At 65.9% G+C, this 12,375-nt stretch carries 10 protein-coding genes and 2 pseudogenes; 6 read left to right on the forward strand and 6 right to left on the reverse strand.

Annotated features, from left to right (window positions below; all coding sequences use genetic code 11):
• Positions 1 to 223 precede the first annotated feature (223 nt).
• A pseudogene (locus AWC03_RS16550) lies at positions 224 to 490 on the reverse strand (Hsp20/alpha crystallin family protein); the annotation flags it as partial.
• A gap of 142 nt (positions 491 to 632) precedes the next feature.
• Complete coding sequence (locus AWC03_RS27015) at positions 633 to 854, reverse strand: hypothetical protein (protein ID WP_142278418.1); 222 nt, start codon at positions 852 to 854, stop codon at positions 633 to 635.
• Positions 855 to 1,638: 784 nt separating this feature from the next.
• Here AWC03_RS27015 and AWC03_RS28140 point away from each other — a divergent pair.
• The 3 genes and pseudogenes from AWC03_RS28140 to AWC03_RS16570 all read left to right on the forward strand — a co-directional run.
• A pseudogene (locus AWC03_RS28140) lies at positions 1,639 to 2,431 on the forward strand (IS256 family transposase); the annotation flags it as partial.
• Between the two features lie 578 nt (positions 2,432 to 3,009).
• Positions 3,010 to 4,188, forward strand: a complete 1,179-nt coding sequence (locus AWC03_RS16565) for a glycosyltransferase family 4 protein (RefSeq protein ID WP_420845677.1) — start codon at positions 3,010 to 3,012, stop codon at positions 4,186 to 4,188.
• Positions 4,185 to 6,314 carry an amylo-alpha-1,6-glucosidase gene (locus tag AWC03_RS16570; protein ID WP_085241816.1) on the forward strand — a complete coding sequence of 710 codons (2,130 nt, stop codon included), beginning with the start codon at positions 4,185 to 4,187 and terminating at the stop codon, positions 6,312 to 6,314. Before AWC03_RS16565 ends, AWC03_RS16570 begins: the two co-directional genes overlap by 4 nt.
• Before the next feature lie 151 nt (positions 6,315 to 6,465).
• On the opposite strand, the gene AWC03_RS16575 is transcribed toward AWC03_RS16570, so the two are convergent.
• The 3 genes from AWC03_RS16575 to AWC03_RS16585 form a co-directional block, all read right to left on the reverse strand.
• Positions 6,466 to 6,927 carry an Hsp20/alpha crystallin family protein gene (locus AWC03_RS16575; RefSeq protein WP_085241817.1) on the reverse strand — a complete coding sequence of 154 codons (462 nt, stop codon included), beginning with the start codon at positions 6,925 to 6,927 and terminating at the stop codon, positions 6,466 to 6,468.
• A gap of 449 nt (positions 6,928 to 7,376) precedes the next feature.
• Entirely contained in the window at positions 7,377 to 8,603 is a 1,227-nt protein-coding gene (locus tag AWC03_RS16580; protein ID WP_249025902.1) for an MFS transporter, read from the reverse strand.
• Positions 8,604 to 9,133: 530 nt separating this feature from the next.
• Positions 9,134 to 9,505, reverse strand: a complete 372-nt coding sequence (locus AWC03_RS16585) for a MerR family transcriptional regulator (RefSeq protein ID WP_085241818.1) — start codon at positions 9,503 to 9,505, stop codon at positions 9,134 to 9,136.
• A gap of 609 nt (positions 9,506 to 10,114) precedes the next feature.
• Between AWC03_RS16585 and AWC03_RS16590 the strand changes: the two genes are divergently transcribed.
• Together AWC03_RS16590 and AWC03_RS27025 are read left to right on the forward strand one after the other, a co-directional pair.
• The gene (locus tag AWC03_RS16590) at positions 10,115 to 10,525 is read left to right on the forward strand and encodes a helix-turn-helix domain-containing protein (protein WP_158089976.1); all 411 of its coding nucleotides are present in this window, start codon (positions 10,115 to 10,117) and stop codon (positions 10,523 to 10,525) included.
• 337 nt (positions 10,526 to 10,862) lie between these two features.
• On the forward strand, positions 10,863 to 11,243 hold the full coding sequence (locus AWC03_RS27025; RefSeq protein ID WP_249025903.1) for an ANTAR domain-containing protein: 381 nt from the start codon (positions 10,863 to 10,865) through the stop codon (positions 11,241 to 11,243).
• A gap of 253 nt (positions 11,244 to 11,496) precedes the next feature.
• Here AWC03_RS27025 and AWC03_RS16600 read toward each other — a convergent pair whose 3' ends face one another.
• On the reverse strand, positions 11,497 to 11,739 hold the full coding sequence (locus AWC03_RS16600; protein ID WP_142278420.1) for a hypothetical protein: 243 nt from the start codon (positions 11,737 to 11,739) through the stop codon (positions 11,497 to 11,499).
• A gap of 252 nt (positions 11,740 to 11,991) precedes the next feature.
• On the opposite strand from AWC03_RS16600, the gene AWC03_RS16605 reads away from it, so the two are divergent.
• A partial coding sequence (locus AWC03_RS16605) for a recombinase family protein (protein ID WP_085241825.1) occupies positions 11,992 to 12,375 on the forward strand: 384 nt, incomplete at its 3' end.

Consider the following 12,375-nt stretch of genomic DNA (forward strand, 5'->3'; position numbering starts at 1 on the left):
GAGGGTGGTGGTGACAGTGGCGACTTGGGTGGGGTGTGGCCGGGCGGCGGGCGCTTGGGCGCAAGAGCCCCGACGTACGGGGACTCGGCCAATGCCGTCTCGCGCTGCAGGCGCAGCCATTCGGCGCGCACGATCGCCTCGGCCTGTTCGAGCAATGCCTTCGTGAGCGTGTCGGTGGTCACCTTTGTCACCCCCTTTCGCTGGCGCGCCGCTGCCAGGGTGGTTAGGCGTTGATCGCTGCCTGTTGGCCGTCGTGGCTGATCTCGATGCGCCGCGGCTTGGCCTTCTCAGCTACCGGGATCGTCAGCCTTAGTACACCGTCGTGATAGTTGGCTTGGATCTTGTCGGTGTCGAGGTTTTCGCCGAGGAACAGTTGGCGGCTGAACACGCCGCGTGGGCGTTCAGCGGACAGCATTTCCCGGTTTTGGTCTAGGCCTGGGCGCTCGGCACGCACGGTGAGCATGTTGCGTTCGACGTCGAGATCTAGTGAATGCATATAATCGTTGTCGTCGAGCACATATTCCGGAGGGTTGCCGCTAAAACAAGTTCTGCTGACAGCGCCACGCCTGACAGGGATCGCCCTGGCCGTGTCGGCTACGGGCTGCTCTTCGCGGGTGCCCCCTCGACCGGGGTCACCGGTTAGCAGCTGGTGACAACAGCTTCAATAATGTGCATCGCCGCTTGGCCAGTGCGCCGTGTTGGTGGGCCGACCAATCTTGCACGGACGGCAGCGTTAGCTGCAGATCCAGGGCGGTATGGCGCAGTGCGGGATCGGAGGTGCTGTGGGCGATATCGGCGAGGATCTTGTGGATCTTGCGGTCGATAGGGTGCACCTCATCCTGATCATCACCCACCGTCGCAATCTACCCCCGAGGAGAGGGTTTCAAGTGTTTGGTGGCAGGCCACCGGCTGCTCGGGTGTGGTTTAGCCCTGCGTGTCTGTCTGTGGACCTCATGGTGGGCCGGGGGCGGCCGAACAGAGCATCAAGTAGCAGTCCGTAGCCGTTTTGCCGCAGACTGATCCGCAGCACAGGATGGGGGGTGTTGGAGGAAAGCCATCGCTTGAGTGCCTCGTGTTGGTGTCGAGCTGATGCGATACTGATCCCCAGCATCCGCATCAATGCCGGCATGGTGGATGGACCAGGCTGCGATGTCACCGGGTTGGTCGCGGTGTCCGGGCACGCTGGGCACTGCGGTGGGTGTGGCACGCCCTGCGGGCCGTGCGGGTCCCGGGTATGACGCCGCTTGAGGTCATGTGGTCGCTTCATCGCGTCACCTCACCTGAGAGCCTGTAGCAAACGGTCTGCCGAATTACGCTCAGCTGCTGTCCACGCTTATTTAGATGTTCTAGGCGTTATGGGAATCAACGCGTGAGCACATCGTGGTAATCCCACTCGGGATCATCGCGGGCGCGCTGCGATCGCCCGCGGACCCCACCCACCGGCCTCCCCCAATCCACCTGCACCCGAGCGATACTCGTCTTAGTCGGCCTCGCTGAAGACCAGCTCTGTACAGATGTCGATGATGCTGCGGCCGCGGTGGCGCTCGCCAGGTTGTGTCCGGATTCCGGTGTAAATAGGGAGCACGGGCGTAGGTTCCGCTTGACGACCTGCAAGTCTGCGAAGAAGGAGCAGCGCCCGTGCCAGTTCGAGTATCAGCTACCGACCGTATCCGCATCAAGATCGACGCGTTGTTCGCCGAGGATCGGGAGCTGCCGGAGATCCTTGAGGAAGTCGCCCGTCTGGGCGCCCAGCTGTTGATGCAGGCGGCGCTGGAGGCCGAGGTCACCGAGTTCCTTGGTCGCGAACGCTACCAACGCAGCGCCGCCTGTCCCGACGCTAACGAGGGCTCACGTAACGGGTATCGGCCGGTGACGGTCAAAGCCACCACCGGGCCGGTCACGTTGGAGCGGCCAAAGTTGCGCGGCACCACCGCTGCGTTCGCGTCGCGGTTGTTCGGTAAGCACGTGACGAAAACCAACGCCCTGGAGACGCTGGTGATCGCGGCGTTCGTGCGCGGCCTGTCCGTGCGGGATGTCGAGGCCACCCTTGCCGAAGCGCTCGGCGATCAGGCCGCGATCTCCAAGTCGACGGTCTCGGAAGTCTGCAAGGCGATCCGAGCCGAGTATCAGGCGTGGGCGCGCCGCCGACTCGATGAGCGCGCTGGATTATCTGTTTTTGGACGCCTCGTTCTTTCGGATGCATCCCGGGTCGCCGGCCGAGCCGGTGTTGGCCGCCTGGGGCATCACCACCGAAGGCAAACCCGTGTTCGTCGGATTGTCACCGGGGACCGGCGAGTCCACTGATGCGTGGGCCGACTTTTTGACCGATCTGCGCGAACGCGGCCTTGGCACTCCGCTGCTGGTCGTCTCCGACGGCGCCAAGGGCCTGATCGCGGCCATCGAACACATCTACCCAGAAGCGTTGCGCCAGAGCCTCAGGGGCCAGCTGCGGGGTGGTGTCACTGCCGCCCGATTTCCCCCGCCCGTATGCTGACGACGAAGCCCGAACCGGCCCGTGCTTTTACACCAAGTTTCGGACGCGACCCTCATGGTGTTCTGACCGGGTTGGTTTGATCGTGGGGAACGGTCTTATCAGTAGGCCTGTGTCTTGTGGTGTTGGCCGGTGATGGTTCGAGGTTGTGGTCGCCTCGACCCGTGTGTGCTCAGGGTGGTGTTAGGCGTCGGTCGTGCTGTCGAACCCGGCGTGCTGATGGCGTGCGTTTCTGGACAAGACATGCAGTTGCGGGTGGGTGCTTGTGTTGAAGCGGAGCGTCGCCGGGTTTGGTCGCGGCGTCAGCTCGTGACTGGTGCTGGCTAACGCTGATTCCTCTCGCGATCGGTGGTGATCGCGCTCAGCAACGGGCCTCGTTGCGGGAGTCGTCGTGTGTGGCGGGCGGGGTGTCGGTGACGGTTGGGGTGTGTGGCGGGCGCGTGCACAGCGGGCCATAATTAGCACTCAAGGAATCGGAGTGCTAATGCGTGTAGTGGTTGGGGAAGGAGGAAATCCGAGTGCGCAGCATCGATTTCGTGCAGGGTGTGTCGGCGCATTCTCGGCCTGATGGGCGGGCTCGGCGGTTGCGGATTGTGCAGGTGGCGCCGCCGTATTTCGACGTTCCGCCGAAGGGCTATGGGGGTGTGGAGGCGGTGCTTGCTGATCTTGTGGATGCGTTGGTTGCTCGTGGGCATGAGGTGACGGTGTTGGGGGCTGGTGAGTCGGGTACGGCGGCGCGGTTTGTGTCGTTGTGGGATCGCCCGATTGCGGATCGGCTTGGTGAGCCCTATCCGGAGGTCATGCATGCATTGAAGGTTCGTAACGCCGTTGTGGACCTCGTGGCGGATCAGGGTGTCGATATCGTGCACGATCACACCTTTGCCGGTGTGCTCAACGTGCCCGTCTACCGGGGGCTGGGGTTGTCGACGGTGGTGACGGTGCACGGCCCCATTGATGCCGATCTGTATCCGTACTATCGCGGGCTGGGTGCAGATGTGGCGTTGGTGGCGATCAGCGATCGCCAGCGCGAATTGGCCCCGGACCTGAATTGGGTTGGGCGCGTGCATAACGCGCTGGCGGTCGAGCAGTGGCCGTTTGAAACCGACAAGGGCGATTATGCGTTGTTCTTGGGCCGTTTCGCTCCGTATAAGGGTGCGCACCTGGCGGTGCAGGCCGCCCATGATGCGGGCGTGCCGCTGGTGTTGGCGGGTAAGTGCTCGGAGGCAGCGGAGAAGGCCTACTTCGATCAGCGGGTGCGTCCACTGCTGACCGGCAGCGATCACGTGTTCGGTGAGGCTGACGCGGTCAGCAAGCGCAAGCTGCTCGCCGGTGCGCGGTGTTTGCTGTTTCCGGTTCAGTGGGAGGAACCGTTTGGGATCGTGATGATTGAGGCGATGGCCTGCGGCACGCCAGTGGTGGCGTTGCGCGGCGGAGCGGTAGCTGAGGTCGTCGTCGATGGAGTCACCGGTGTGATTTGTGAGCAGCCAGCCGAGCTGCCGGCCGCGATCGAGCGGGCGGGCAGTATTGACCCGCACGCGTGTCGTCGGCACGTGGCGGCGAACTTCGGTGTGGCGCAGTTGGGTTCGGGCTACGAACGGATCTATCACCGGCTGCTGTACGGCGAAGAGATTACTCGGGCGGCGAGCAACCCGATGCCCCGGCGGCGTGAGTCGCCGGATGAGAAGGTCACCGCATGAGTGACGCGCCCGCGGCGTTCAACACCAGCGCGCCGGCGCGTCTGGGGGCCGGCGCGGACACAGTCACCCTGGTGGAGGGATCGACGTTTTGCCTGTCCGATTGTCTCGGCGACGTGGTCGCGGGCCGCGCGCATGGGTTGTTCTTCCGCGACGCGCGGGTGTTGTCCCGGTGGGAGCTTCGGGTCGACGGCCAGCCGCCCGAACCGCTGTCGGTGCAGCCGTCGGCGGGGTTTGCCGCGCAATTCGTGTTGCGCCGCGCCCCGCGCGGCGGCCAGGCCGACAGCACCCTTCTGCTGGTTCGGGAGCGGCTGGTGGCCGACGGGTTGCGCGAGACCATCTCGGTGGAAAACCTCGACCACGAACCCACCGTGGTGGTGCTGCAGTTGCACGTCGACGCCGACTTCGCGGACCTGTTCGCCGTCAAGGAGGGCCGCGCGGCGCGCGGTGGCGCCGAGGTGGCCGCCATCGACGGTGAACTGGTGCTGTTGGAGTGGGGCGATCGGGTGCGCGGCCTGCGGGTGACCGCCTCGGGGGAGCCGGTGGTGGCACCGGGGTGGCTGACCTGGCGGGTGGTGGTGGCTGCCGGCCAGCGCTGGCACACCGAGATCCTCGCCGAGCCGACGTGGGCCAACAACACCGTCCGAACCCGATTCCGTCGCGGCGAGAACCTGCAGTCCAGTGCCCCGGCGCGCAAACTGGAGGCCTGGCGGGACACCGCGACCACCGTTGAGGCGGGTCATCGCGTGCTCACCGAGGTGTTGCGGCAAACCGAAAGCGACCTGGGCGCGCTGCTGATGCATGACGAGAGCGGTCAGGGTCGTTCGTTCGTGGCCGCCGGAGCGCCCTGGTTCATGACGTTGTTCGGCCGCGACAGCCTGCTGACCGCGTGGATGGCGTTGCCGCTGGACGTCGGATTGTCGGTGGGCACCTTGCAGCAGCTTGCCGCGGTGCAGGGCCGCCGTGTTGATCCGATCACCGAGGAAGAGCCGGGGCGGATCATGCATGAGATCCGCCGCGGCCCGGCCAGCACCGACGTGCTGGGTGGCGCCGTCTACTACGGGTCGGTCGACGCCACCGTGCTGTTTGTGATGCTGTTGGCCGAAGCGTGGCGGTGGGGCGCCGACCCGTCAGTGGTGCGCTCGCTGCTGCCGGCCGCTGATGCGGCGCTGTCGTGGGCCCAGCGTTACGGCGATCGTGATGGTGACGGGTTTATCGAGTACCAGCGCGCCACCGACCGTGGCCTGATCAACCAGGGCTGGAAAGACAGCTTCGATGGCATCAACGACGCCACCGGCCGCACCGCCGAGCCGCCGATCGCGCTGTGCGAGGTGCAGGGCTATCACTACGCGGCCCTGCTGGCGCGCGCCGAGCTGGCCGAGGCATTCGACGACCCCACGGGAGCCGAGCAGCTGCGCGAGCGCGCCCAGGCGTTGCGCACGCGGTTCCTCGAGGCGTTCTGGTTGCCGCAGCGCGGCTGGTACGCGGTAGCCCTGGACCGGCGCAAACAGCCCGTCGATGCGTTGACCAGCAACGTCGCGCACTGCCTATGGACCGGTATCGCCACCGATGAGCACGCCGCAACGCTGGTCAAACACCTGGCATCCGGTGAGATGGATAGCGGGTTCGGGCTGCGCACCCTGGCCACCACGATGGGCGCTTACAACCCGATGAGCTACCACAACGGCGCCATCTGGCCGCACGACACCGCGATCGCGGTGGCCGGGCTGCTGCGCTACCCGCATGTGCCCGAAGCCCACGTCCTAGCCCACCGGTTGGCTAACGGCCTGCTGGATGCCGCCGACGCGTTCGGCACCCGGCTGCCCGAGCTGTACTGCGGATTTCCCCGGTCGCAGTTCGGTTCACCGATCCCGTACCCCACCTCGTGCTCACCGCAAGCCTGGTCCAGCGCCGCGCCGGTCCTGCTGCTCAGATCGTTGCTGGGACTCGAACCGCACGTGCCGGCGCGCCAGATAGCGGTCACACCGCATCTGCCCGAGGCGTGGGGCCGCGTCGTGCTGACCGACCTGCGCCTGGGAGACGCCAGCATCGATCTGGAAGCCGAGGGTGACACGGTCAAAATACATCGGATGCCCGAGGACTGGCAGCTGCTCAGCTCCTCAGCATGACCCAGGTATCGCCGCGCTCGCTCCGCGCGCGGCACCGCCTGATCCGTAATCATCTGGTGGTGTGGATTCGCTGCTGCCACAACGCCGCCCCCGACATGCGCACACAGACCCGCAGCGGGTATTGCCCGCCGCGGGTACCGCAACCAGCGTCCTAGGCGGTTTCTGTGGGTGATTGCACGACTTGGCCTTCGATAACGTGTGGTGCCGCGCCGTGGGCGACCTCGATGCGGCGCGGCTTGGCCCCTTCGGCCAGCGGGATGCTGACGGTGAGCACCCCGTTTTCGTACGTCGCGCTGATCGCTGAGGCGTCGATGCCCTCTCCCAGCCACAGATGCCGACGGTATTCGCCGAAGAACCGTTCGGCGGTCAGCCACTGCACCGATTCCTCAGAGCGGGCGGTGCGCCGCGCCGACACCGTCAGGGTGCCGTTGTCCACGCTGACGTCGATCGACCCCGGATCAACCCCGGGCAAATCGGCGGTCAGCACATAGTGGTCGTCGATCTTGCACAAGTCCATCGGCATGAACCGAGGACCGCGGCTCGACCCGATCGGCCCGGCCAGCACGTCACGGACCAGAGCGTCGAAATCAGTGAACGGATCGAAACGCAACACAGCAATCCACCTCCTGTCACACTCGGTGCCCGCCACCCTGGCGGGCAGCAAAATTACTGTGCACCAACAACTTTAGCGCTCTCACCGGCCCGCTGCCAGACGCCGCCAGGCCCGCCGGCGCGCGGCCCTGCACCGGATACGGCAACGACCGGTATGCCAGAACGGAACTCCATCGCAGCGCCCCGCAGCCCAGCTTTCACCGCCCCGACACGGGACCGGATGGGATGGTGGATGAAAACTTGTCAGAATTAGGGATGTGACCCGGCGGGAAACGGTATTGTCCCGGAACGGTTTCTCGGCTTCCCCTCCACCGCACACTGGGTGTCACCTCCATGGCAGTGCCCGCGAGCCCCGTAGGGCCGGCCCCCTGACCATATCGCCGGGCACGTACCTTCCCCGTGACGGGTTGAATCCCTCGCTCACGTCGCCTCGACGGGGGCAGAGGCCACTCAGATGTGGTTGCCGGTGCGACGCAGCATGGGCGCGAACCCGAGCCAGATGGCCAGCGATCCCAACGACAATCCGCCAAGCATCACGAAAGCCGCTGAAAAACCAAATATTTGGGCGGTGAACCCGCCGAGCACCGGGCTGAGAGCTCCCCCAAGTCCTTGGGCGGCCATGATCGCGCCTTGGCCGACGTTGATGTGGCCGGTGCCGTCGAGGATGCGGGCCACCAGCCCGGGCACCGCTACGGACAACATGCCCGCCCCGACGCCGTCGAGGATTTGCACCGGTATCACTCCCCAGGTCGTGATGACACCGGCGGCGACGAACGCGCGGACGGGTAAGGCGTTGAACGCGATCAGAATGGCTAGCCAGTAGCCACGAGTTTGCACAATCCTCATGGCCGCCAGGGATGCCGGGATCATCACGGCCTGTGCCACCACGACGGTGCTGGCCACAGTGGTGAACGCGTTGGCGTGGGTGGCGACCACGGCTAGCCCGTAGAGCGGCAGCATCGCCGCATTACCCAGCCAAAACAGCATCACGGCGGCGGCCAGCGCCAACAGCGGCCGGGACTTTACCAACACCCGTAGTCGTTTGACCGGGGGCTGCTCGCCGGCCAAGATCTCGCCGCGCGCGACATGATGGTTGATGCGACCGGCGGGGATTCTCAACACCGCGAGGACGGTGACCACCGCAAAGGCTGCGGCAAGCCAGAACACTCCGGCGTATCCGAACACCCAGCCCAGCAGACCTCCAATCGCGGCGCCGGCCATGTTGCCGGCGTGGTTGTACGCCTGATTGCGACCGTTTTGGCTGATAAACCCGGCCTGGCCCACCAGGCCCAGCGTGATGCCAATCACCGCCGGGGCGATCATCGCCCCGGAAACGCACATAACAGACTGCGCGGCGGCGACCACCCAAAACTGCCGCGACGTCAAAATCACCGCCGAAGCCGCCACGGCCGCTAGACCGACTACGATCACACAGGCGCGTTTGCGGGTGGTGGCATCAACCAGCGCCCCCGCGGGCGCCACCGCGCACATGCCGACAATCGCACCCAAGGTGATAACGGTGCCAATCGCCCCGGTGGTCCAGCCGCGGCTCGCGAGCAAGACACCCAGGAACGGGCCCATGCCGGCTTCCATGTCCGCCATGAAAAAATTGACCGCCTGCAGCGCGGCGCGATCCCGGATCGGCACCGTGAGCATCGACGTGGCTTGGCTGGCCATCCCCTGAATACTCAGGCATCGAGTCGGATCTTCGCAATGCGACCGCACCGGTTCACGGCCGGGTGGGAAACGGAAACTTGACCGACCACGGGCGCTTCGCTTTGGCACATCGGGCACCAGGGGGACCAGAGCCACAGCATCGCCGGGCGGCTTACCCACCAGGCTTTGCCGGTGGAAGTCCTGCCTGTCCAGCGGTAATCCGCAAGCTCGCCAGCGTCCACGCTAACCTGTTCGGCAACGTCGCTCATCCCATCGGCGCCCCGACTAGCGGAGACAGAGATTTCATCCAGTCCCCCGACACGGGGCTAGCCGCAGGCTAGCCAGTGGTGCCAGCGTCGCGGTCGTCGTCGGGCCAGGGAACGATGATGGCTTGATCGATGACGTCGATGGGGTTGGCATCACGCTGCAGCGGGTCGCAAGGTGGTCACGATCGAGGCCGTCCTCGGTATCGGCGTCGACGGGCTGCTGCTGTTCGACGGCGTCGCCGATGGGCACATCGTCGGGCAGTTGACAGGTTTCGACGTCGATCCTCATCGCTGACGGGTTCTCCTTCCTTGAGTCGTCACCAGGTGTTCATTGCCCGGGCCGGTGCGGCGCAGGCGGGCGTTTTCGGACCTGAGGTGGCTGAGGTCGGACTCGAGTTCACCGTTGAGGTCTTGCAACGCCAGGATCTGGGCGATTCCGGCGATGTTGACGCCACCGGCGACCAGGGCACTGATGCGCTGCAGGCGCACCACGTCGTCGGCGCTGTAGCGGCGGGTGCCCCCGCCGGTCCGTGCCGGGGTGAGCAACCCGCGCCGCTCGTAGAGACGCAGGGTCTGCGGATCCAGGCCGGTGAGCTCGGCGGCGACCGAGATCGCGTACACCCCGCGCCCTGGACGTGGCCGCTGGTCGTTGGGCAACGCGCGCTCCCTTTCGGTCGATACTCCGCTCTTGCCTCAACCTAACACCAGTGCTATACGAAAGCTATGTTGGCTCGCATAGATCACCCACGGTAATGATCGGGAACGATGGGGCCGCGGTGCATCCTCCCGGCCTGCGTAGCGCTACAGCTGAGCTGGCGGTAATGGTGGGGCAGTTAGGGGTCGGGGGCGGTCGGGCATCGCTTCACGTCGCCATCGGTGCACGCTGGGACGCGCGTCCTATCGCTGCACAACGCGTCGCAGCGCGCAATTTTGGCCATTCACCTGCGGCGGCTCCCGGTTGCCGTCATGGCCCGGGAGCCACCGCATTCACCGTCGGGCAGGTGCCGGGGCGGGCACCCGGCAATGCTGATCCGCAGCATGGCGTGGTTATCTGCGGAGCGCCCCGGCGCGGATTCGCAGGGTTGATGCTCCTCGCTGCCTGGGCGGGCTGGCCCGCGCCGGCTGCTATCGATGCTGTGCCATCGAGCACCACCTCCGCAGGGGCCTTGGAGAACCGGTGAGCAGCACGGCGCACACGGTGCGCGCGGCCATCGGGCACTGCCTGCCCGCAGGCACGCTGCCACGCTCGGGCAAGCGCAGCACCCGATGACCACGGATCTTGTGGGTGACCCGCCAGCCCACACCTTGCGTGCCGACGCCGGCGCTGCGGGCAACACCTCGCGCTCAGGGGCGGCGGTGGACTCACCCGACGACCTGAGCGAGACGCCGGGCACACAACCCCATCGCGTCGATCGTGGTGTCGATGAGGGCCGCGGGGCTGACCCGGCCAGCGCGGGTGTTGACGCCGCCCGCCGCGCACTGATCAGCGCGATCACCAGCCGCATCAGCGAAAAACGCTTGAGTGCAGCACAAGCCGCCCTCATCTTGGGGCTCACCGGGCCCCGAGTGACCGCTCTGTTCAACGGGTATGTCGACACTTTCAGCCTCGACGAGCTGATCAATCTGCTGCCCGCACTTGAACTGACCATTGAGGTGGTGCCCCAACCGCAGCAATGACTCGTCGCGACCACCTGCCGGCCCGGTGCCGGCGTTGCTCACCCGCGCGAGGTGATCACACTCCGAATCATCGGGCGCGGCGCAGGCATCGGCGGGCTTGCTCGTCGGCCCGGCCGGCGACGAGCGTCACAGCGTCCAAGCCACCCCGCAGGGCAACACAGCCCCGACCTGCCGAACACCCTGAGAGGCACCACGATTCGATGGCTAGTACATGCGATTGCAGCAGCCAAAGCGCACCGGCAGCCGGTGTGGCTGTACGGGCGGCTACCCGCAAGCGTTACGTGCGACACCCAGCAGGGCATCGTCGCTTGACCCGCGAAACACCGATTGGAGGAATGTGAGCACCGATCACAGCACGCCAGATCCGCGCCGCAGGGCCGACCGGATCCTCGACACCGCCGAGGGCGTACTGATCACGCTGCGCCGATACCACCTCAACCAGGCCTTCATCGAGTTAGCGCGAACATCCAGACGCCACGCGATCCCCCTAACCAGCTTGGCTGATGCGCTGGTCGCCCTGGCCCAAGGCCAATCCACGGCTGACTGCGAAAAGCGCGCGGTGCACATCGCCCGGGCGACGTGGGGCGCACTGCTCGACGGCAACGAGCGCTATCACCCTGCAGAACGCGACGCAGCGCCGTGCGACCCCCAACCAACCCGCTCTGGGCAGCCATCCACCTCGACACAGCGCGACCGGATCGTCGGTGATGTGCGCTGAGCCGCTGCTGACTGAGCTGGGCCAACGGTTCCAGAGCTTGTTGAACGCCGCGCTCACCAAGGGTATCGCTCCCCCTGGTCGATCTGGTCCTGGTCCCCGCACGATGGACGCGGTGGCCATGGTGGCCTGTGAGCATCCCGAAGCCACCGCCGAACACATTGCCCACGCCTACGACATGTTCTTGACCGAACATGGCACAGGCCACCGTTGAGCGCGGGATTCGCTTGCGCCGCAGGCGTGCTGGGGTTTAGCTTTAGCCGCGCCCGTCGCGGTGTAATCTATCGAGTTCACCGTGCAGGGCGGCGATAGTCTGGTCGCGTTCACGCAGTGCGGCCCCGAGTTCGGCTATCTGGGTGTCCTTGGCAGTCAGCCGGGCCCGCAGCGCAGCCACGGTGCTGGTTTCGGTCCCCGGCGGTGGTGGGTCGTCGGGAACGGCCACGACCGGGCGGTGGGCGTAGATGAGGGCACGACACGTTTCGTTCACCCCTGCTGTCATGACGGGACCACCACCCGTGTTGGTGCCCGTATGCATTGATCTAAAAGCGCGCGTCGTTACGCTCGCTAGCGATGAGAAGCGGCCCTGAGCCCGCGCCAGCTAAGTCGCGCTCGTCTCGTTACTAAAGAAACGAGACCGCAGTCCGCGCGGCACCCCCCCGTCCCAAACCCCCAGCTCGCGGTGTCTCATTTCTTGTCTCACATCGCGTGTCTCGAATCCCCGATGTCACCGGCTGATGAGACAGTCATGGGCATGACCGCGATCCTCGGTTATGCCCGCGTCAGCACTATCGGCCAGGACCTCGATGCGCAACTGTCTGTGCTCACCGCCGCCGGCGTCGACGCTGATCGGGTATTCACCGACAAACTCTCAGGCGCCGGCATCCACCGGCCCGGCCTGGCCGCCATGCTCGACTATGCCCGCGACGGCGATACCGTCGTCGTCACCGCGATCGACCGCCTTGGTCGCTCTGTCGCCGAAGTCACCCGCACCATCGCAGGCCTCGGCGAGCGACGGATTCTCTTGCGTGCCATACGCGAAGGCATCGACACAGCGACACCAACCGGGCGCGCCATAGCAGCCATCATGGCCACCCTCGCCGAACTCGAACTCGAATTAGGTCGCGAGCGGCGCGCC

The organism is Mycobacterium europaeum, assembly GCF_002102155.1.
In the GTDB taxonomy this organism is placed as follows: domain Bacteria; phylum Actinomycetota; class Actinomycetes; order Mycobacteriales; family Mycobacteriaceae; genus Mycobacterium; species Mycobacterium europaeum.

What these genes read in the sequence shown, in the direction of transcription:
- AWC03_RS16570 (WP_085241816.1), top strand. Translation starts at nt 4,185, where the DNA reads ATGAGTGACGCGCCCGCGGCGTTCAACACCAGCGCGCCGGCGCGTCTG.
- AWC03_RS16580 (WP_249025902.1), bottom strand. Translation starts at nt 8,603, where the DNA reads ATGGCCAGCCAAGCCACGTCGATGCTCACGGTGCCGATCCGGGATCGC.
- AWC03_RS16590 (WP_158089976.1), top strand. Translation starts at nt 10,115, where the DNA reads ATGACCACGGATCTTGTGGGTGACCCGCCAGCCCACACCTTGCGTGCC.
- AWC03_RS16600 (WP_142278420.1), bottom strand. Translation starts at nt 11,739, where the DNA reads ATGACAGCAGGGGTGAACGAAACGTGTCGTGCCCTCATCTACGCCCAC.